This window comes from Ruegeria sp. C11 (assembly GCF_056537725.1).
In genome coordinates this window covers 159,302-178,538 of sequence record NZ_JBQFSB010000003.1, presented here as the reverse complement: position 1 = coordinate 178,538, position 19,237 = coordinate 159,302, and the positions used below count along the sequence as shown (strand labels likewise).

Below are 19,237 nucleotides of genomic sequence, written 5' to 3'. Positions count from 1 at the left end.
CTATATTCAAGCTATGCGTAAATCGGCCCTGATATGTGTTCTGTTTGCGCTGGCGCCGCTGCCAGCAGCAGCAGAGGAGGACGACAAATCCCTGATGGAGCAGGGGGCGGAGCTGTTTTTCGAGGGCCTTCGACAGGAAATGGAGCCATCGCTGAACACGCTGCGGGAACTGGCGCTACAGTTTGGGCCGGCCATGCAGTCATTTGTTGACAATATGGGCCCGGCACTGGCCGAACTTATGGAACAGGTCGACGACTGGAGCGCATATGAGGCGCCGGAAATACTGCCCAACGGTGATATCATCATCCGCAAGAAACCAACGCTGCCCCCGCAGGAGGAAAGCGGTGAGGAGCCTGAGCCTCCTTCAGAAGGGACAGATATCTGACGAGCCGTTCTACCGGTGTCTGCCGATCAGTCCCGGACGACAACGCGCACTTCGGATTTCAGGGCGCTGCCCAGACCATTCAAACGTGATTCTGCCACTTCGCTGAACAGCGGCAGGGTTTCCGAAGGTAGAATAAGTTCCAGCTTCTGCTTTTTCGGATAGAAACGCAGCTTGCCCATTCTGGCGTCGGTCTGCATCCATAACATTGCGCCAAACCGCATGGCCTTGCCGAGTATTTCTGCCTGCTTCTGGCCTTTGTCGTCCAGCAAAGCATAAAGCGGCTCGAACCGGTCGCCTTCGCGCTTGTTGCGATAGCGGTGCTGCAGCGCCAGACCGATGAACACCCTTTCGGAATGTTTCAGCCCGCCCAGATTGGCGCGGGTCACGGTGTCAAAACACACCTCGGAACGGTAGTCGGGATGCGCCCGCCAGTTGACGTCGTGCAACAGACACGCCGCTTTGACCAGGCGTATGCTGGACTCCGGCGCAGAGCGGAACAGGGGCATCACAAATTCGAACAGGTGCTTACCGAACCCCGGCAGCCGGGCATCTTTGATCTCGGCGAAACGGCTGGCTTCGATCAGCGGGTCACGGTCGCGCAGACGCTGCGGCATTTGCTGATACAACAACCCCTCGCGGATACCGTAGCTTGAGATAGCGATGTCCTTGGGTTTAAAGGTGCGGATCAGCCGCCCCAACACATCCATCGCATAAGGTACCAGAGCCATACGCGACCCCGAAACCCCTGCCTGTGACCTCAGTTTCTCGGGGTCGTTCTTTTCGATGAACTTGATGGTTTCGCGGACCTGCTTGGTGGTCATCCGGTATTCATGCAAAACCTGCAGCGGATATCCTCGCCGCAGCATGTCGAGCCTTGCAAACGCACGCCAGCTGCCGCCGACCAGAAACAGACGGTCCCGCTGCGGCCCAAGCTGGTCACGCAATTCTTCCATCGTCTGCTTGATATGCGCCTTGCGGCCCCGACGCCCGCCTTTGATGTCGCGCAGTTTCAGCGGACCAAGGGGTGAGGTGACACGCAGTCCGACGTCGCCATCGCCGATCTCGGCAAGTTCCATGGAAGACCCGCCGATATCGCAGATCAATCCGTAAGCCCCCGGCCAACCCAGCAGCACACCCTGCGCCGACAACCGGGCCTCTTCCTCGCCGTTGATGACGGAGATGCTCAATCCTGTTTCTTCTTCGACCTGCGCACAGAAATCCGGACCGTCACTCGCCTCGCGTACGGCCGCAGTTGCGACGACATGCAGCGGGGGCAGGTCCAGATCCCGTGCCAGATGCTGAAACCGTTTCAGAGCGGACAACGCCCGCGTGCGACCGGCCGGGTTAAGCTTGCCGGTTTCCGACAGACCAGCCCCAAGGGCACACATGATTTTTTCGTTGTAAAAATACGCTGGTGAACGCGCCGCGCCGTCGAAAATGACCATCCTGACCGAGTTCGAGCCGACATCGACAACGCCGACACGCGACAGGGCTCTTACACTGGGATCGTCAAACAGAGGGCGGCCAAATGGGTCCCAATCGGGAACACTGGTTTCGTCTGAGGTTTCGACGGATTTTTCCATGTCTCTTCCGATCTTGCCAACGGCAGAATGCGAAATCGTGAATGCCCGGTCAATTGTCGGATGCGCCTGCGTCATTATTGAGCACCCGGCTGGCCAGTGTTCGCGTAATCTCGCGTTTTTCGGACAGCGCCACATGGTCAAGCCGTTCGACAAGTTCCGCTGCGGTTTCGAACCGGCGGTCCATGTGCTTGACGAGGTAAGAAATAACGTCAGGACCGGGATTGAGCTGCCGGTCAATGAATAGCTTTGCCAGTACCGCGCACAACAGGGCATCGTCAGGCGGGTCAAGCGCCACATGATGCGCACCCGCGACCCGGCTTTGCAGATCGGCCAGCGGTAGTTGCCAGAGGTTGGGTGCCAGACGCCCGGTCATCAGCAGCGCGTTGCCCTCGGCAAGAACAAGGTTGTGCAGGTGAAACAGCGTCTTCTGTTGCTCTGGGTCGCCTGCGATCATCGGTACATCCTCGACCGCGATCGGCGTCCGCGACAGGGCGGGAACATCGTCGAAACGAATTTCGGACGCCTGCACGATCCGACCACCGGTTTCACCGGCCCAGACATGTGCCAGATGGGTCTTGCCTGCACCCGCTGGTCCGCTCAGCACCAGCTTGTTTCCGGGCCAGGATGTCGCTGAAATCATGGCCACGGCCAGCGCATTCGCCGGTGAGACGAAAAAATCCTCTCGTCCCAGCGCGGTTTTCGCCGGAAGGTCAAAGCTCAGTTGTCTTGCCATTCAGTGGTTATCCTGATCCCGCGCGCTCAAGCCCGTATAGAGGCGGCTCGTCAGATATTGCGATGTGGCGAACCTTGCAAGCACTCCAAGTGCGGCGGCGACCGGAACGGCGATCAGCATGCCGACAAATCCGAACAGCGCGCCAAACACGGACAGGGCCAGCAGCAACCAGACCGGGTGCAATCCCACAGAGCTGCCCACCAGTTTGGGCGTCAGGAAGTTGCCTTCGGTCACCTGACCCAATGCGAAAACACCCGCGACCAGTCCGATCGAGGCCCAGTCGCCCCAGAACTGAAACAGGGCAAGGCCAATGGCCAGCGAACCGCCGATCAACGCCCCCAGATAGGGGATGAAAGTGACCAGACCCGCGATAAACCCGACGATCAGCCCGAACTGCAGACCCACGATCATTAGCGCGATGGCGTAGTACGTTCCCAAAATCAGACAGACGGTCCCCATTCCGCGCACGAAAGAGGCAAGAACCTTGTCGATATCTCCGGCAAGCTGGCGGATGGCCGGGGCATGATCGCGCGGCAGCAATTCGTCGATCCGGGCGATCATCCGGTCCCAATCGAGCAACAGATAGACGGTGACGACCGGTACGATGACCAGCAAAACAACCACATTCACCGCCGATCCGAGGGATGCAACGACGGTTTGCAGCACTTCACCCGTCTTGGATTTCAGGGTTTCGCCCAGCGAAACCAGGAACTGGTGTGTGTTGGATTCACGGTCCAGAAGCGCCGGGAACTGTTTTTCGATAAAGCCGCGCAGCTCCTGAAACAGGCTGGGCAGCACTTCAACCAGATCGATCAGCTGCGTGATCAGCGCCGGAATGACCATCAGGGCCAAAAGCACGAACAGCAATATCCCGAATATGGTGATGATCGCGGTTGCCGCCATGCGGGACAGGCCCATTTTCTCCAACCGATCCGCGACCGGGTCCAGGAAATAGGCAATCGCTCCACCAATTACAAACGGCAGCAGAACATCGCCAAGCAGCCAGAGGATCAGGACGAAAACAACGGTCGCAATGCCCCAATACCTGAGCTGATCTTTCACCGGCAAAGCCATCGCGCATTCCCTCGTTGCAGCTCTTGCCCTATTTCTTGGCCTAAGGGCGCGCGCGATGCAAGCGGTTCATGCGATTGAGGTTTTGCCTTTCACACGTGCAACGTGCCCAGTTCCGGCGTGTGATCATCTGCTTCTTCGTCGGGCCAATTGGTGCGCCAGATCTCGGCCGACCAGTGACCGCAATGAACGGCAGGCCGGTCGAATCCGGGCAGGGGCGGCAACAGGGGCGCAACGATTACATCATGACGCGGCACTGCAAAATAGGGGAAGGAATACCGTTCTTTTCCGGAAGTGTTGACCACGCGATGCGGCGTTGATTTCAGACGTCCGCCCGACCACAGCTCCAACATATCGCCGATATTCACGACAAAACCACCGGGGGGACAATCCGGAGTGATCCATCCGCCATCCCGGGTCTGCACCTCCAGCCCGCCCACCGGGTCCGGGGCGATGATGGTCAGGGCGTCGGTATCCTTGTGCGGGTGGATACCATACCCGCCTTCGTCCGGGGCCTGTGGGGGATAGTGCAACAAGGTCATGTTGGTCATCGGGTTCGTGAACGCGTTGCGCAAAGCACCGTGGGTCAGGCTCAGCCCATCTTCTAAAGCGCCCAGCAGCATATCGGCGACCCCGTCCAGTCGGGTCCAATAATCCAAAAGGACAATGCGTGCCTGCGGCACCTCACTTGGCCAAAGGTTCGGGCCATAAAGCGCGCAGTCCTGCCGGATACCGGCATCTTCTTCGACTTCAAAATGCAGCTTGTAGCCTTCGTATTTGTCGGCCTTGCCCGAACCGTCGTTCGGGGTGAAGAATCCCATCGGAATATAGCCGCGATAATTGTCGCGTGTGATGGCCTGATCCCACTTGCTCTGTTCCTCGATCCCGAAAACAGCCCGGACACAGGCGCGCACATTGTCGACCACTTCCTGCGAAATGCCGGTCCCGGTGATCGAAAGGAAACCGATCCCGGTACAGGCATTCAGGATTTGCCCAACAGTCGCGTCATAGCCGGGGTGGTTGCGATCGCGCAGCGGTGAGATGTCAATCGTCGGGATATGTTCCATCAGTGAATTCTCACACCTTGTCTGTTCAACTCGTTGCGCACCGGTTCCAGATCCAGCGCATCGAGGTCACGATTGCTTTTCAACGCCACGGCTGCTGCGATACCCGCCCCTTGGCCCATGACAGCGCAACAGGCCATATTGCGGGTTGCGGCATGGGCGATGCGGTCCGATCCGTGTGACCGGCCGGCAACCAGCAGCCCCTGAACGCCTTTGGGCAGCATCGAGCGATAGGGGACTTGCATGTATCGCCCCGTGGTCGGCAAGATCAGGATGCCGTATCCGTCGATGAATTCGGGGTAGATGCCGATGGTATCCTCGAACCGGCCCTGATGGCGGACATCATCCTCGGTCATGTTGTAGGCGGCGTCGATCTTGCGCGTGTCCCGGATACCGACGGTCATCCCGAAATTCCGCAGCCGCGCATTTTCGCAGCCCGGCATAAAACGCCTCAACGCCTCGATGGCCAGCATGGATTGGCGGCGCCCTTCGATCTCGCCCCTTGTCAGGCTGTCCGGGTCGGTACCATCGACCCCATCCAGATGGATCAGGTTCATATAGGTTAGCTCACCCGTGTCATGCATCGCGCCCCAAGTGCCCGCAATGGTGTTCAGATGCGCCGGGATCAGCCCTTCCTCGATGGCCTGAGCGAATGGCTTTTTGATGAAGGGCGAAAACATGTCGTCCTCTTTGCCCGAGGTTTCAATGTTCCATTCACCGCCACCTCCCCAGTCCTTGTAGGTCTGCGGATCGGCCTTGATCCCTTCCATGAAGGCGCGCTTGTCCACCCCGGCCAGATGAAACATGACCGAGGCCGCCATCATCTGTTCCGGCGCGGTTTTGAAGGTGGGTGCCCCTGCACGGTGCGCCACATCCGCGTCACCGGTTGCGTCAATGACGATTCTGGCCAGTATCGCCTCGCGCCCCGCCTTGGATTCGGTGATGACCCCGGTAATTCGATTACCATCCATGATCGGCGCGACGAACTGGCGATGGAGCATCGGATGCACGCCGGCCTCTTCGACCAGCTTGTCGGCCACCAGCTTGAACCCTTCGCTGTCCAGCTCATAGCTGAGTGACTGACTTTCCGGCACGGCGGCGCCCATATCACGGGCGCGAGTTTCGAATTCCAGGCCGATCCCACCTGCCTCGACAGTCTGTTCGTGCCGGTACCACGCGAATCCTTCAACGCCGACAGCGGTGATGTTGCCGCCCATGCAGCCGAACCTGTCCATCAGTGACACTTCGGCCCCGGCCCGGGCTGCGGCCAAGGCTGCGGCCAACCCTGCTGGGCCGGAACCGACAACCAGCACATCCGTTTTGTGAACGACGGGAATCTCGCGCGCGGGCTCATGTATGGTTTGCATCGGGGCCTCGTATTTTTCATTCTTGTCACATTTGGCCTCTGTGACTGGCTGGTCAATCAAAAAACCGACTGACCCCAGGTCGCAAAAACACCAAAGGCCGATTGCCCCCGCCGGGGGTTTGGACTAAGCACCTTTGCAGTCGAATTCACACCTTTAAAGGTCCATCAATGCGCCTCAGCCGTTACTTTCTGCCCGTTCTCAAGGAAAACCCTTCCGAGGCTCAGATCGTCAGCCACCGGCTGATGCTGCGCGCCGGTATGATCAAGCAGGCCGCTGCCGGTATCTATTCCTGGCTGCCGCTGGGTTTCAAAGTACTACGCAAGCTGGAAAACATCGTGCACGAGGAACAGGCGCGTGCCGGTCACATCGCGATCCAGATGCCGATCCTGCAATCGGCGGATCTGTGGCGCGAATCCGGCCGTTATGACGACTATGGCCAGGAAATGCTGCGGATGCAGGACCGGCACGGGCGTGACATGCTGTATACGCCGACGGCCGAGGAACTGGTGACCGACATCTTTCGCGGACACGTCAACAGCTACAAGGACCTGCCGCTGACCCTGTACCAAATCCAGTGGAAATTCCGCGACGAAATCCGCCCGCGCTTTGGCGTGATGCGGGGGCGTGAATTCTACATGAAAGACGGCTACAACTTCGACCTGACCAAAGAAGACGCGCTGCACGCCTATAACCGTCACCTTGTCAGCTACCTGCGCACGTATGAGCGTATGGGCCTGCAGGCCATTCCGATGCGCGCGGATTCGGGCCCTATCGGTGGTGACGATACGCACGAATTTCTGGTTCTCGCGGATACCGGTGAATCCGAAGTCTTCTACGACAGTGCCGTTACCGATCTGACCTTCGGGGATCGCGAGATCGACTATGACAACCGCGAACAGTGTCAGGCGATACTGGAAGAGTTCACCTCGAAATACGCGCGCACAGATGAAACGCATGACGAGGCGCTGTTCAACCAGATCCCCGAAGAACGCCGTCGTGTGGCACGCGGGATCGAGGTTGGTCAGATTTTCTATTTCGGCACCAAGTATTCCGAGCCTCTTGGTGCAACAGTGCAAGGCCCTGACGGCAAGCCGGTTCCGGTCCACATGGGCAGCCATGGCATCGGCGTCAGCCGCCTGATCGGCGCGATCATCGAGGCCAGCCACGACGACAAGGGCATCATCTGGCCCGAGGGCGTGACCCCGTTCCACTGCGGTATCGTCAACCTCAAGCAAGGTGATGACGAAGCGGACGCGGCCTGTGACAAGATTTACAAGGCTCTGACCGCTCTGGGGCTGGAGCCGCTGTACGACGATCGCAACGAACGGGCAGGGGGCAAGTTCGCCACCATGGACCTGATCGGTCTGCCCTGGCGCATCACCGTCGGACCGCGTGGCCTGAAGAACGGTGTCGTTGAACTCACCAGCCGCCGGACTGGCGAAAGCGAAGAGTTGAGCCCCGAAGAAGCCGTCACCAAAGTCGCGGAGATTTATGAGCGCGCCAGTTGATCATAGCGATGCGCCGCTGATCTCGGTCATCACGGCGACCCACAACCTTTTGTCCGCTGGCAGAAGAGACAGTTTCAGCCGCGTCATCGATTGCATGGCGCGGCAAAATTGTATCCGGGCCGAGCATATCATTCAGGATGGTGCCTCTACGGACGGGACCGTCGAATTTGCCGAGGACCTGATTACAGGCGCTCCACGCACACGGTTCATCAGCGAACCTGACAAAGGGCTTTACGACGCGATGAACCGTGGTGTGAAAGCGGCGCGCGGAGCGTATGTCCTGTTCCTCAATTCGGATGACTGGCTTGCAGGGGACAGCACACTGAACGATGCTGCCGACCTTCTGGCGAAACGAGGGCCGGACTTTGCCTATGGCTCGACAGTCGAACGCGGCGCTGACGGACAGATTGTCAAAGACCGCCCCCCTGATCCACGGGCGGTTCTTCAGCGGATGCCTTTTTCGCACAACTCCGTTTTCATCCGCCGCGACCTGTTTCATCGACTTGGCGGGCATGATCTGAGTTTCGCGGTCGCATCGGATTATGATCTGGTGCTTCGCATGTTCGCCAGCGGCGCCACGGGTTTCGATCTGAACATGCCGATTTCGGAATATTCATCGCGCGGCGCATCGGCGGACGATGCGCGCGTTGCACAGGATTACGCCATGGCGTGGTACAATTTGATGAACGGTTTTGCATCACTGTCAGGGCGTTACACTGTCGCGGATTGTCTGAGCTGGTATTATCAGGGAAACATGCCCCTCAGCCTTTGTCGCAGCTTGCAATCCATCGATGAATTCCCCGATGCCCTCAGGCCCGCTCTGAAAGAAAGCCTTGGCAAGGCGCGTCGCCGGGCATGGCAGTTTTGGCGGAAAAGTAAGGTGCCGGTAAATCGGGACGTCTCTGGGTAAGGTGGCAGGGATTTGATCACTAACGCGGAAATCGGTGGCAACGGTCGATTTGGAAACCAGATTTTCCAATACATGTACCTGTCGTTTCATGCAGCCAAATATGGTCTGGAGTTTGCAAATCCGCCCTGGGACGGGGATTCCATTTTCAACATTCAGCCGGGCCGCAACAATCTGCCGGAACCAGATCGGAAGTTGATCGAGAATTTCGAAGATCCCCGGCATTGCCCCATTCGGAATGCGACCGGCTCGTTGGACGGCGCGGACGTGTCCGGCTATTTCCAATTTCCGACCAGTTTCTACGCGCCGCAACGGGATCGGTTGCGCGGGGAGTTTTCGCTCAAATCTCCCTATTCCGATTATGCAGCAAGATTGCAGGGTTGGTTTTCGGAATTGCCGGGAACCGTTGTCGCGGTCCACATGCGGCGGGGTGATTACGGGACCGGAATTTTCTTTCGTGCGCCTTCCGAATGGTACACGGATTGGCTTGACACCCTGCGAGAACAGGTCGGCGAACTTACTGTCTATGTTGCCAGTGATGATCTTGACAGCGTGTTGGATGATTTTGGTGCATTCAATACGGTGTCCGCAAAGGATGCGCCGCATCCCCTTCCGTCTCCGGGATTTGTAACGGATTTCATGGCTTTGTGTTTTGCCCGGCAGGTGGCCATATCAAACTCGTCCATGTCCTTCGCCGCGACCATGTTCAACGATGTTGCGACATCGTTCTATCGTCCTTCTCTCAAGAAACGCTCGCTTGTGCCGTATGATCCCTGGGACGCCGAGGTATTGCTGACGGATGTCATCGCCGAAGATGCGGGTGAAGAGTTCATGAGCGAGCGCGCAAAGTCGCGCACCAAGTACAAGATCAGAAAGTTCTTTCGCAGGAATGCGTGGCAACGCCAAAGGACAAATCGAACCTGAAGGCAGGGCGACGATCAGACAACGCTGCTCGACTTGTCAACCCGGTCTGTTCAGCTTTCCCGCACCTTCGGATCAGGGCGGGCGATGATCAGGTCGCCATCCGCATGATCACCGCGGGCGATAACCATCGGGCGGCCCATTCGCCGCACCAGTTCGCGCAGTTCAAAGCCCAGAAATTTCAGCCCGCAAATCCGGCCACCCGTCGCCTGATCGGTCAGGCACAGACGTCCATCCCGAAACGCAAGGCTGTATCCCTTTTCGCGCAGGATGTCGGACAATGCGCCCCAGTTTGCGGCGTTTGTGAATAGCGGTCTGATGGATGCCCGCAGCAACGCGGCGGTTTCGCAATCAAGCTCAGCTGATTTGTTTTCAATCCCGGCCATTCCGGGGCTAACTAATTCCTCTTGAAAATTCATGAGCGACCCCCCGCTCTGGTACTGGTTAAAGTGTTCCCCCACTTGGCAGAGTGACAAAATTTCGCAGACTAGGCAAAACGTGAAACTATATTACCCTATTTTCGTTGCAAAACGAACTCAGTTGGCGCTCACATTCTCACTTTGTTTACATGTTTGAAACAAAATCCCCCACGCTGTGAGGGATTTAGCCCTCATGTCTGTTCCTGAAAGGTGCACGCCAGACGAATCAATGGATCGGGGCGTGTCCATTGTTGGCCTTTTAATTGGCGCTTTCGGCTTGAAGCGGTTTTGCCAATCAGGGTATCTGACTTGACCGCTCAAGCTTTTGGGACAAGGGTCGCCCGATCTGATTTGCCGGAGCAGCAATGGCCGTAACTCCTCCTCCTTTTGCACCTTTTGAATGGAAGATCGCCTGGCGCTATCTGCGGGCCCGCCGTGCCGAAGGCGGAGTCAGCGTCATGACGTGGATTTCCCTTATCGGGATTACGCTTGCGGTCTTTGCCCTTATTGCGACGCTGGCGGTGCGTTCCGGGTTTCGTTCGGAATTCGTGGGCACAATCCTGGGGGCCAACGCCCATGTCACCGTCTATTCGATAGGCGAGGTGGATGCGCAGGGTCGGGTCGATCGCACAATTGCGAATTTCGACGCAATGGCCGAACGCATTCAGCAGGTACCGGGCGTCGAGCGCGCGGCGCCGTTGGTCAAGGGTGAGGTTCTGATCACCAATCGCGACAGCAGCTCCGGCGTTCAGGTGTTTGGCATCCGGCCCGATGATCTGCTTGACCTGCCGGGGATAGCGCAAAGCGAACAGGCTTACGGTGACCTCTCGCAGTTCGAGGATGGAAAAGATGTCGTCGCCATCGGGTCCGGTGTCGCGCGCGCCATCGGCGCGACCGTAGGTGACCGTATTAAACTGACCTCACCCAACGGGGTCAAAACGGCATTCGGCACCTCGCCGCGGGTGAATGCGTATGAAATTGTATATGTCTTTTCCGCAGGCCGGTACGATATCGATCGCACGCGGGTGTATTTGCCATTTGCTCAGGCGCAGGCCTTTTTCAATCGTGAAGGTGCCGCCGATGAGATCGAGGTGATGGTTGCCCAGCCGGAACAACTCGAGCCCGCACTGATCCCGATACTCGAAGCCGCAGGTGATGGAACGCAGGTCTGGACGTGGAAAGACGCTTCGGGCGGATTTCTGCGTGCGCTTGAGGTCGAGGACAACGTGATGTTCATCATCTTGTCGATCCTCGTTCTGATTGCCGCGATGAATATTGTGTCCGGCCTGATCATGCTGGTCAAAAACAAGGGACGCGATATCGGCATTCTTCGTACCATCGGCCTGAGTGAGGGTTCAGTTTTGCGCGTGTTCTTTATCTGCGGCGCATTTACCGGAATTCTGGGCACGGCGTTCGGGGTGATCCTCGGCTGCCTGTTTGCGATCTATATCGATACGATCTTTTCCTTTGTGAACTATGCCATGGGTGGCGGTGTCTGGGACCCGTCCATTCGCGGCATCTATGCCCTGCCGGCAGAGTTGCACCTGTCAGATGTGCTCAAGGCAGTGGCGCTGTCTCTGGGATTGTCCTTTTTCGTCACTTACTTTCCGGCCCGCCGCGCGGCGCGGCTGAACCCGGTCGAGGCGCTGCGCTATGAATGATGTGACATTGCGGTTGAGCGGTTTGACCAAGACATATCTGAAAGGCAAACCGGGTGAGGTTCAGGTCTTGCGCGGCGCTGATCTTGAATTGCGCGCGGGCGAGGCCGTTGCCCTTGTTGCGCCATCGGGCGCAGGGAAATCCACACTTCTGCACATTGCAGGGCTGCTGGATACGCCCGACGCCGGGACGGTTGAGATTGCCGGAAACAACGCGACCGGCAAGGGCGATCGCACCCGAACGGCAATCCGGCGGCGGGATGTGGGTTTTGTCTATCAGTTCCACCATCTTCTGCCGGAATTTACCGCCCTTGAAAATGTCACCCTGCCGCAACTGGCAAACGGCACCTCCGAACGCGCAGCGCAGGAAAGGGCGATGGAACTGCTCGACCGGGTCGGCATAGCGCCCCGGGCCGCGCACCGCCCGGCGGCCCTGTCCGGGGGCGAGCAGCAGCGTGCCGCATTCTGCCGCGCCTTGGCGAACCGGCCTAAAATCCTGCTTGCGGATGAGCCTACCGGGAATCTGGATCCCGAAACCTCGGATCAGGTGTTTGGGGCGCTAATGGATTTGGTGCGCGGTTCGGGGCTGTCGGCGCTTATTGCTACCCACAATTTGGATCTGGCCGCACGGATGGACCGTGCGGTTCGGTTGGAGGGTGGAGTTCTCAGGCCAGTTGCGTGATCGCAACCCCGATCGCCATGACGGCAATGCCCCCGGCGCGCATCAGGCTCAAAGGCGTGACCTGAGCGCCAAAAAGGCCAAAGTGATCAATAGCGGCAGTACTGATCAACTGACCCAGCAGAACAAAGAACACTGCATTTCCTACGCCGAAGTGAGGCGCCACATGCGTGATCGACAGGACATAGAAAGCGACCAGAACACCGCCGAGAAACAGGTGTTTGGGCGCGTCCGCCATTTTGGTGAATGCCTGCGCGCCCGGTGTCAGCAGCAGAACGGCCGCTGACGACGCAAGCGCGACCGTAAACAGAACGACTGCGGCCGCAGTTGGAGAGCCGACGAACTTTCCCAACGCCGCGTTAAGCGCTGCAAGGATCGGCACGCCAATCCCCGCAGCCAGCATGATGGCCGCATAATGAGTCATTTCCCGAATTCCCTGGTCAGCTATCGTTGATCTGGATCATTGCGGCTGAACGCGTCCCGGGCAAGGCTGTTATTGCAGGGAATTCAACATGATCAACGAGGAGGGCGTGATGGGCAGGCTGTCAAACAAAGTGGGTACTGCTGCGATAACACTGTTTGCGCTTTGCGCAACGGCTGCGTTCGCGCAGGACGCAAATCGCGGAGAGGACCTGTATCTGCACCATTGCGCGACCTGCCATGGCCTGGACGCCACCGGCCATGGGCCGATGGCAGGGGTTCTGGTGATTCAGCCAACAAATCTGACAGCGCTTCAGAAAGACGCCGAGGCGTTTCCAACCGCCCGCGTTGTCGCCCGCATCGACGGTCGCGAGCCGCTGGTCAGCCACGGAAGCCCGATGCCGGTCTACGGCCCTTATTTCGAGGGCAGGGATGTGGCAATCAAGGCCCCTGACGGCCAGCCGATCATGACCAGCCGACCCATTGCGGATCTTGTTGCCTACCTGAAGACGTTACAGCCCAGCTAAGCCACCGGTGGCGCCCACTTCCGCCAGCTCGTGCCGATGTCAGTTCAGCTGCAAATCCCCTCGACCTTGGCGCCGCGCCACGGGATGACTACGTCGCTCTCGCGCCCATCTGTTGGAAGCGCGGCAAGGTTCAGGTGTTTCCCCAGCATGTCGTGAAGACGTCTGGTCCGGGCTGCATCGGGATCCAGAGCACGGCAACAGACATACTCCTCGACAATGGCGCCTTGCTGCTCGAACCCATAGCTCAGAAAATCCGGTGAGGTGTCGAGGTCAAACAGGTAGGGATCATCGCTTGAGCCGTGTTCAGCCGCCGCGCGCAAAGGGTGGTATCCGGTTTCCTTTCGGTTTTGCCATTGCCAGACATGGGTCAACTCGTGCGCCAGCAACATCGCCGCGATCAGGTTCATTTCGTCCGGGTATTCGGACATATAATCTTCCAGATACCAGTCCCGGGTGAAAAAGACTCGGTTGAACAGTGCGACCGCCGCCGGTTTGCTGGTCACGATCTCTTCCTTGACCGGTGGCAGTATCCTTTCCCGGCAAGCCACACGCGGGCGGGGTTTGCGGTGAAAGGTTATCGGCGCGACGGGTGCGCCTTCGACAAGGCGAACACGGTCGAGTTCCAGCGATTCGCCGTGAACGTTCTGCACAAAGGCGCGTTCGGTATCGGTCAATGGGCGCCCGCAAGTGGTGAGAAGAATAGCAAACAGAACAAAAACGCATCGGATCATGCAGTGAAGCCTAATGCGCCCGGTCGTCTCTGCAAGTCGTTTTCAGAGACTCATCGCAAGTACGCGGCTGATTTCCGTCAGCGAACGTCCCGATTGCTCCATCCAGACATTGAATGCGTCCTGCACAGCGGCCATGGCCTTTTTTGATGTTGGCGGCTTATCCACGACGCCCTCGGCGATCAGCCGCGCGGTGACATCACGGGACAGAATGAAACTGTCCCGCCCGGCAAAACGCATTGCATACTGGGCGGATGCGCCACCAAGGCGTGACCCGCGTTTGCCCAGCATTGCCAGAAGGCCAATATAATCGGTCGATGGCCATCCACCCAGTACGCGGCCCGCGCCGCCTTCTTCGCGCAACTCCAGCAGAAAGGCGGCATTGTCCCGGACCGAGGCAATCTTGGTGCCGTTTCTGACGATCCGTGTGTCCTGCAACAACGCGTCGAATTTTTCGTCATCCATAAAGGCACAGCGGCCGACATCGAACCCGTCAAAGGCCGTCTCGAACCCATCCCATTTGTTTTCGATGACCTTCCAGTTGAACCCGGCCTGAAACACGCATTTGGTTATAACGGACAGCCAGCGATCCTCGGTCATCGCCGCAAGCTCATCCCGGGTTTTGGGTTTGCTCAGCGTCGCCTCCAAAGCCTCCGCCCCGCCATGACGGTTCGCGGCCAGACCGAAAATCTCATCGAAATGGTGCATGGTTGCATCCTCCGTCCTTTCGCAAAACGTATCTGCGCAGGGTTGGTCTGCCAAGCGAGGCGTAATTTTTATGCCATTGACCCAAAGTATTTCTCGACAAACGGGGTATTTTCGGTTTGTGATTGACCCGTCAATCAATATCCGGCGATACATAAGAGCCGAATCCGGTTTTGGCGCTGCGGCGTTCAAAAAGGGATGAGACAGAAAAGGAATCGGGTTGTCGGACAACTACGCCGTACTGCGTCACGAATAAAACTAAGCGCTTTCTTTTCGTGGCCGAAAATGCGCATGTTGCGATACGGTACTGACACCAGCAGAACGCAACCGGCGGGGCAACGCCCGCCAGGATGAGTAAAAACAAATAAAACAGGGAGTTAATCGATGAAAAAACTGAGCGTAAGCCTATTGGCCATGACGGTCGCCGGTTCGGCCTATGCCGCCGATATGGGCGCAGTGGACGAGCCGATCAAGTTGGCCATCAATGAATGGACGGGGCAGCACGTCACTACGCATGTCGCGGGTGAGATGCTGAAAGCGGCCGGTTATAATGTCGAATATGTCACCGCGGGCATGATGAACCAGTTCCAGGCGCTGGCCGATGGCGACATCGATGCGACGCTGGAAATCTGGTCGTCGAACGTTTCGGACGAATATGCCAAGAAAATTGACGAAGGCACCGTTGTTGAAATCGGTGATCTGGGTCTCGACGCCAAGGAAGGCATTGCTTACCCGGCGCATGTCGCAGACCTGTGCCCGGGCCTGCCCGCATGGGAAGCACTGAAGGATTGTGCGCAGGTCTTTGCCACAGCCGAAACGCTACCCGGTGGTCGTCTCGTGGACTACCCTGCCGATTGGGGTACACCCGGCGCGGATCGGATGACCGGTCTGGACCTGCCGTTCAAGGCGGTTCCTGCAGGCTCCGAGGGCGCATTGATCGCGGAACTGCGCGCATCGACCGAGCGCAAGTCGCCGCTGCTCATCACCTTCTGGCAGCCGCATTGGGCGATGTCGGCCTATGACGTGAAATTCGTTGATTTGCCGCCCGGCGAAGAAGCGTGCTTCAGCGATCCGGCATGGGGCCCGAACCCAAATGCAGTCAACGATTGCGATTTCTCGCCTTCGCGCATCTTCAAGGCCGGTTGGAGTGGCATGGAAGAAAAGTGGCCCGCCGCCTATGAGATCCTGACCAACTATCAGCTGGCGGTCGAAGACCAGCAGCCGATGATGGGTGCGATCGACGTTGACGGTGGCAAGGTCGAAGAAGTGGTCGCCGCATGGATGGCCGAAAACGAAGGCAAATGGCGTCCGGTTGTCGACGCTGCAACCAAGTGAGCTGCCTGCGTGACTGACACAACTACGCCAGCCATTGCCTGCCAGAACCTCTGGCAGGTCTTTGGCCCCGGCGCTGACAAAGCCCTGACCGACGCGTTGTCTCGGTCAGGGGGAGACGCCGATCAGGCCGCCACCGACCTGCGTGAAAAAGGGTTCATTCCTGCGGTGCAGGACGCGAATTTCGAGGTTCGGGATGGCGAGTTGTTCGTCATCATGGGGCTAAGCGGTTCCGGCAAATCGACGCTGATCCGCTGTATTTCACAGCTGCTGCCGGGCACCGGCGGTGAGATACGCATCGAAGGCGAAAATGTCATCGGTGCCTCCAAGAAAGCGCTGACCGAACTGCGCCGCAAGAAATTGGGCATGGTGTTTCAGCACTTTGGCTTGTTCCCGCACATGACCGTAGCCGAAAACGTGGCCTATCCGCTCAAGGTGCAGGGGATAGGGCGCAAGGAACGCAGCGCGCGCGCACAAGAGGTGATCTCTCTGGTCGGCCTTGAAGGCCGCGAAGACAGTTTCCCCCGCCAGCTTTCCGGTGGTCAGCGTCAGCGTGTGGGGATCGCACGATCACTGGCTGTGAACCCGGATATCTGGTTTCTGGACGAGCCGTTCTCGGCACTTGACCCGCTGATCCGCCGCCAGTTGCAGGACGAGTTCCTGCGCATTCAGGCGACGCTGAAGAAATCTATCGTGTTCATCACTCATGACATTCAGGAGGCGCTGAAGCTGGCCGACCGTATCGCCATCATGCGCGACGGCAAGATCGTCCAGATCGGCACGCCTACGGATATCGTCCTGCGCCCGGTCGATGACTACGTGCGTGAGTTTTCCAAGGATGTCGCCAAAGGCCAGCACGCCAAGGTCGCATCGGTCATGCGCCAGGGCGAAGGTGAACGCGGCCCGGATGATCCGGGACTGACGACATCGATGACGCTGGACGCCGCGCTGGCGCATTGCATGGAACTGTATGAACCGGTCCCCGTGCGGGATCAGACCGGCACCATCGTGGGCACGGTTCATCCGTCCGATCTGGCCGCCGCTTTGCAGGTGGAAGAGGCATGAGCGCTTTAGCCGATGTGCCGAAAACAAGCTCTGTTCGGTTAACGGTTGGTGCACAGGCGGCGCTGATCACCGTTCTGGTCGGCGCGATCTGTCTGGCGCTGGAACCCTTTGTGCCATGGTTGGTGAAATGGCCTACGACGTGGGAGCTGCCAGCGACCGAATGGGTCGGGACGTTTCTGGCCTGGTTTCTGAACGGTATCAAACCGGCGGCTCGGTTGTTTTCTGACGTGATGGCCTATCCTATGGATTGGGCCAACTATGTGCTGGGTAATACCCCCTGGCCTCTGTTGATCGGAATTGTCACCGCGCTGGGCTGGTATCTGGGTGGTCTGCCCATGGCTTCGCTGGGATTTCTCGGGCTCAGTTTCGTGCTGGCATCAGGGTATTGGGCGGAAAGCATGAATACCCTCGCGCTTGTGGCGGTTTCGGTGCCGGTGGCGCTGATCGTGGGTGGCGCAATCGGTATCCTTGCCAACGAAGTGCCGCGGGTGAAATCCTTTGTGCAGGCCGTTCTGGACGTCATGCAGACAGTGCCGACCTTTGCCTATCTCACGCCGCTGCTGCTGCTCTTTGGTTTTGGTCCGGTCGTGGGCCTGATTGCGTCGGCCATCTATGCCGCGCCTCCGATGGCCCGCAATGTCATGCTGGGGCTGGAGCGGGTCGAGCATGAGGTGAAAGAGGCCGCCATCATGTCCGGCGGCACGCGCCTCCAGCAGCTGTTTCAGGTCGAAATCCCCTCGGCCTCGACGCAGATCATGGTTGGTGTGAACCAGTGCCTAATGGCTGCTCTGTCGATGGTCATCATCGCCGCCGTCATCGGTGGTTTCAACGACATCGGCTGGGAGGTTCTGCTGACCATGCGCAAGGCGCAGTTCGGCGAGTCGCTGATGGCCGGTCTTGTTATCGTGGTATTCGCCGTCGTCATCGACCGCATGAGCGGCACTCTGGCGGCCGAGCGCAAGCGATATGACATGCGCGTTGTCTGGGCCATGCTGGGCTTTGCGGTGGTGTTCACCATCGCCTTCTGGACCCGGCTGCCCAATCCATCCGATCTGACGCTGCTTGATCCCGTGGCTGATGCGGTGGACAGCGGACTGACCGCATTCACGCAGGATAACGGGCCGTGGCTGGACGCGCTCAAGAACAATTCCCTGTTCTATGTCTTGCTGCCGTTGCGCATTGGTCTGGATCAGGCGGTTCTGCCGTTTACCTGGGGCTTTCAGTGGACTGCAGGCATGAGCTATGGCCTGTTCGCCGTCGGTGCAGTCATCGCGATGCTGATGGCGTGGCGCGGCCATCTGACCGGTGGCCTGACCGTCCTTATCCTGATCGGGATGCTGGAAACCGGGATTGCGAACCTGCCGTGGCCTTTCGTCCTGACCGGGGCTGCCGCACTTGGCTGGGTTGCGGGCGGCTGGCGGTTGGCCCTGCTGTCGGTGGTGCTACTCAGCACCATCCTTGTCTCGGGCCTGTGGGAAAGGGCGTTGCTGTCGCTTTATCTCAGCGGGGCGGCGGTGTTTTCCTGCGCCGTGGTTGGCGGGCTGATCGGCTTGGCCAGTGCGGTCTGGAGCCCGGTCTGGAAGATCGTGCGCCCGATCTGCGACATGTTGCAGACGATCCCGCTGTTTGTCTTCCTGATCCCCGTCCTCATGGTGTTCCAGATCGGCGAGTTCTCGGCCTTTCTGGCGATCTGCGCCTATGCGATCGTCCCGATGATCCGCTATACGCGGCACGGGCTGGTCAACACGCCGGACGAGATGATGGAGGCCGCCATTTCCAGCGGTGCCAATGAATGGCAGATCCTGCGCGACGTGCGCGCGCCCTATGCCGCGCCGACGATCCTGCTGGGGCTGAACCAGACCATCCTCTATGCCTTCGCCATGTTGGTGATCGCGGCGCTGATCGGCACCACCGGTCTGGGCCAGTCGATCTATCTGGCGCTGGGGCAGGCGGATGTGGGTCTGGGTATCTCGGCAGGGGCGGCGATGGCGATCCTTGCACTGATCGCTGACCGCATGGTGCAAGGCTTTGCCGAGGAACGGCGCAAGGCGCTGGGTCTGTGACACAAGGGCAGGGGGCGGATGATCCGCCCCCTTGCCGTTCTTGACTTCGGACAAAGACCGGCACCGCAAAGCTGCCTAGACCGGGCAAAAAACGTTGGAGAG

At 58.8% G+C, this 19,237-nt stretch carries 19 protein-coding genes; 10 read left to right on the top strand and 9 right to left on the bottom strand.

Features of this window, described 5'->3' with window-relative positions:
* The first annotated feature begins 13 nt into the window (after positions 1-13).
* A complete protein-coding gene (locus tag ACR0NA_RS06855) occupies positions 14-385 on the top strand; it encodes a hypothetical protein (RefSeq protein WP_480727325.1) in 372 nt (123 codons plus the stop codon).
* A gap of 26 nt (positions 386-411) precedes the next feature.
* On the opposite strand, the gene ACR0NA_RS06850 is transcribed toward ACR0NA_RS06855, so the two are convergent.
* From ACR0NA_RS06850 to ACR0NA_RS06830, 5 genes are all read right to left on the bottom strand, one after another.
* Entirely contained in the window at positions 412-1,968 is a 1,557-nt protein-coding gene (locus tag ACR0NA_RS06850) for a Ppx/GppA family phosphatase (RefSeq protein WP_480727323.1), read from the bottom strand.
* Positions 1,969-2,017: 49 nt separating this feature from the next.
* Positions 2,018-2,701, bottom strand: a complete 684-nt coding sequence (locus ACR0NA_RS06845; protein ID WP_170650848.1) for an HdaA/DnaA family protein — start codon at positions 2,699-2,701, stop codon at positions 2,018-2,020.
* On the bottom strand, positions 2,702-3,775 hold the full coding sequence (locus ACR0NA_RS06840) for an AI-2E family transporter (protein WP_480727318.1): 1,074 nt from the start codon (positions 3,773-3,775) through the stop codon (positions 2,702-2,704). It lies immediately after the preceding gene.
* Positions 3,776-3,864: 89 nt separating this feature from the next.
* A complete protein-coding gene (locus tag ACR0NA_RS06835; RefSeq protein WP_480727315.1) occupies positions 3,865-4,839 on the bottom strand; it encodes an isopenicillin N synthase family dioxygenase in 975 nt (324 codons plus the stop codon).
* Positions 4,839-6,203, bottom strand: coding sequence for an FAD-dependent oxidoreductase (locus ACR0NA_RS06830; RefSeq protein ID WP_170650845.1), 1,365 nt, complete (start codon positions 6,201-6,203; stop codon positions 4,839-4,841). Before ACR0NA_RS06830 ends, ACR0NA_RS06835 begins: the two co-directional genes overlap by 1 nt.
* 167 nt (positions 6,204-6,370) lie before the next feature.
* Between ACR0NA_RS06830 and proS the strand changes: the two genes are divergently transcribed.
* Genes proS through ACR0NA_RS06815 form a run of 3 tightly spaced genes read left to right on the top strand, consistent with a single transcriptional unit; the run spans position 6,371 to position 9,542 of the window.
* Positions 6,371-7,711 (top strand): proline--tRNA ligase, encoded by a 1,341-nt coding sequence (gene proS / locus ACR0NA_RS06825; RefSeq protein WP_480727312.1) that lies wholly within the window; start codon positions 6,371-6,373, stop codon positions 7,709-7,711.
* Positions 7,695-8,621 carry a glycosyltransferase family 2 protein gene (locus ACR0NA_RS06820; protein WP_480727310.1) on the top strand — a complete coding sequence of 309 codons (927 nt, stop codon included), beginning with the start codon at positions 7,695-7,697 and terminating at the stop codon, positions 8,619-8,621. Before proS ends, ACR0NA_RS06820 begins: the two co-directional genes overlap by 17 nt.
* A gap of 12 nt (positions 8,622-8,633) precedes the next feature.
* Positions 8,634-9,542, top strand: a complete 909-nt coding sequence (locus ACR0NA_RS06815; RefSeq protein ID WP_480727307.1) for an O-fucosyltransferase family protein — start codon at positions 8,634-8,636, stop codon at positions 9,540-9,542.
* A gap of 50 nt (positions 9,543-9,592) precedes the next feature.
* Here ACR0NA_RS06815 and ACR0NA_RS06810 read toward each other — a convergent pair whose 3' ends face one another.
* Positions 9,593-9,958, bottom strand: a complete 366-nt coding sequence (locus ACR0NA_RS06810; protein ID WP_480727305.1) for a hypothetical protein — start codon at positions 9,956-9,958, stop codon at positions 9,593-9,595.
* A 365-nt stretch (positions 9,959-10,323) separates the two neighbouring features.
* Here ACR0NA_RS06810 and ACR0NA_RS06805 point away from each other — a divergent pair, with 365 nt between their 5' ends.
* A complete protein-coding gene (locus tag ACR0NA_RS06805) occupies positions 10,324-11,619 on the top strand; it encodes a lipoprotein-releasing ABC transporter permease subunit (protein WP_480727303.1) in 1,296 nt (431 codons plus the stop codon).
* Complete coding sequence (locus ACR0NA_RS06800; protein ID WP_480727300.1) at positions 11,612-12,298, top strand: ABC transporter ATP-binding protein; 687 nt, start codon at positions 11,612-11,614, stop codon at positions 12,296-12,298. The genes ACR0NA_RS06805 and ACR0NA_RS06800 overlap by 8 nt, the downstream gene beginning before the upstream one ends.
* Here the strand turns inward: ACR0NA_RS06800 and ACR0NA_RS06795 are convergent.
* Positions 12,282-12,719 carry a DMT family transporter gene (locus ACR0NA_RS06795; protein ID WP_480727297.1) on the bottom strand — a complete coding sequence of 146 codons (438 nt, stop codon included), beginning with the start codon at positions 12,717-12,719 and terminating at the stop codon, positions 12,282-12,284. The two genes, ACR0NA_RS06800 and ACR0NA_RS06795, sit on opposite strands and share 17 nt — an antisense overlap.
* Positions 12,720-12,828: 109 nt before the next feature.
* Here ACR0NA_RS06795 and ACR0NA_RS06790 point away from each other — a divergent pair, with 109 nt between their 5' ends.
* On the top strand, positions 12,829-13,242 hold the full coding sequence (locus ACR0NA_RS06790; protein WP_480728030.1) for a c-type cytochrome: 414 nt from the start codon (positions 12,829-12,831) through the stop codon (positions 13,240-13,242).
* Between the two features lie 44 nt (positions 13,243-13,286).
* Here ACR0NA_RS06790 and ACR0NA_RS06785 read toward each other — a convergent pair whose 3' ends face one another.
* Both ACR0NA_RS06785 and ACR0NA_RS06780 read right to left on the bottom strand, forming a co-directional pair.
* Positions 13,287-13,973: a hypothetical protein gene (locus tag ACR0NA_RS06785; protein WP_480727295.1), complete on the bottom strand. Its 687-nt coding sequence runs from the start codon at positions 13,971-13,973 to the stop codon at positions 13,287-13,289.
* A gap of 42 nt (positions 13,974-14,015) precedes the next feature.
* Complete coding sequence (locus ACR0NA_RS06780; protein WP_480727291.1) at positions 14,016-14,678, bottom strand: DNA-3-methyladenine glycosylase I; 663 nt, start codon at positions 14,676-14,678, stop codon at positions 14,016-14,018.
* A gap of 381 nt (positions 14,679-15,059) precedes the next feature.
* Here ACR0NA_RS06780 and ACR0NA_RS06775 point away from each other — a divergent pair, with 381 nt between their 5' ends.
* The 3 genes from ACR0NA_RS06775 to ACR0NA_RS06765 are packed head-to-tail and all read left to right on the top strand — an operon-like array spanning position 15,060 to position 19,135.
* Positions 15,060-16,010 carry an ABC transporter substrate-binding protein gene (locus tag ACR0NA_RS06775; RefSeq protein ID WP_170650835.1) on the top strand — a complete coding sequence of 317 codons (951 nt, stop codon included), beginning with the start codon at positions 15,060-15,062 and terminating at the stop codon, positions 16,008-16,010.
* 9 nt (positions 16,011-16,019) lie between these two features.
* On the top strand, positions 16,020-17,072 hold the full coding sequence (locus tag ACR0NA_RS06770; RefSeq protein WP_480727288.1) for a quaternary amine ABC transporter ATP-binding protein: 1,053 nt from the start codon (positions 16,020-16,022) through the stop codon (positions 17,070-17,072).
* Entirely contained in the window at positions 17,069-19,135 is a 2,067-nt protein-coding gene (locus ACR0NA_RS06765) for an ABC transporter permease (RefSeq protein ID WP_480727286.1), read from the top strand. The genes ACR0NA_RS06770 and ACR0NA_RS06765 overlap by 4 nt, the downstream gene beginning before the upstream one ends.
* Positions 19,136-19,237: the final 102 nt, after the last annotated feature.

Coding starts and splice junctions, on each gene's coding strand:
- ACR0NA_RS06855 (WP_480727325.1), top strand. CDS start 14: ATGCGTAAATCGGCCCTGATATGTGTTCTGTTTGCGCTGGCGCCGCTG.
- ACR0NA_RS06850 (WP_480727323.1), bottom strand. CDS start 1,968: ATGGAAAAATCCGTCGAAACCTCAGACGAAACCAGTGTTCCCGATTGG.
- ACR0NA_RS06845 (WP_170650848.1), bottom strand. CDS start 2,701: ATGGCAAGACAACTGAGCTTTGACCTTCCGGCGAAAACCGCGCTGGGA.
- ACR0NA_RS06840 (WP_480727318.1), bottom strand. CDS start 3,775: ATGGCTTTGCCGGTGAAAGATCAGCTCAGGTATTGGGGCATTGCGACC.
- ACR0NA_RS06835 (WP_480727315.1), bottom strand. CDS start 4,839: ATGGAACATATCCCGACGATTGACATCTCACCGCTGCGCGATCGCAAC.
- ACR0NA_RS06830 (WP_170650845.1), bottom strand. CDS start 6,203: ATGCAAACCATACATGAGCCCGCGCGCGAGATTCCCGTCGTTCACAAA.
- proS (WP_480727312.1), top strand. CDS start 6,371: ATGCGCCTCAGCCGTTACTTTCTGCCCGTTCTCAAGGAAAACCCTTCC.
- ACR0NA_RS06820 (WP_480727310.1), top strand. CDS start 7,695: ATGAGCGCGCCAGTTGATCATAGCGATGCGCCGCTGATCTCGGTCATC.
- ACR0NA_RS06810 (WP_480727305.1), bottom strand. CDS start 9,958: ATGAATTTTCAAGAGGAATTAGTTAGCCCCGGAATGGCCGGGATTGAA.
- ACR0NA_RS06805 (WP_480727303.1), top strand. CDS start 10,324: ATGGCCGTAACTCCTCCTCCTTTTGCACCTTTTGAATGGAAGATCGCC.
- ACR0NA_RS06800 (WP_480727300.1), top strand. CDS start 11,612: ATGAATGATGTGACATTGCGGTTGAGCGGTTTGACCAAGACATATCTG.
- ACR0NA_RS06795 (WP_480727297.1), bottom strand. CDS start 12,719: ATGACTCATTATGCGGCCATCATGCTGGCTGCGGGGATTGGCGTGCCG.
- ACR0NA_RS06790 (WP_480728030.1), top strand. CDS start 12,829: ATGGGCAGGCTGTCAAACAAAGTGGGTACTGCTGCGATAACACTGTTT.
- ACR0NA_RS06785 (WP_480727295.1), bottom strand. CDS start 13,973: ATGATCCGATGCGTTTTTGTTCTGTTTGCTATTCTTCTCACCACTTGC.
- ACR0NA_RS06780 (WP_480727291.1), bottom strand. CDS start 14,678: ATGCACCATTTCGATGAGATTTTCGGTCTGGCCGCGAACCGTCATGGC.
- ACR0NA_RS06775 (WP_170650835.1), top strand. CDS start 15,060: ATGAAAAAACTGAGCGTAAGCCTATTGGCCATGACGGTCGCCGGTTCG.
- ACR0NA_RS06765 (WP_480727286.1), top strand. CDS start 17,069: ATGAGCGCTTTAGCCGATGTGCCGAAAACAAGCTCTGTTCGGTTAACG.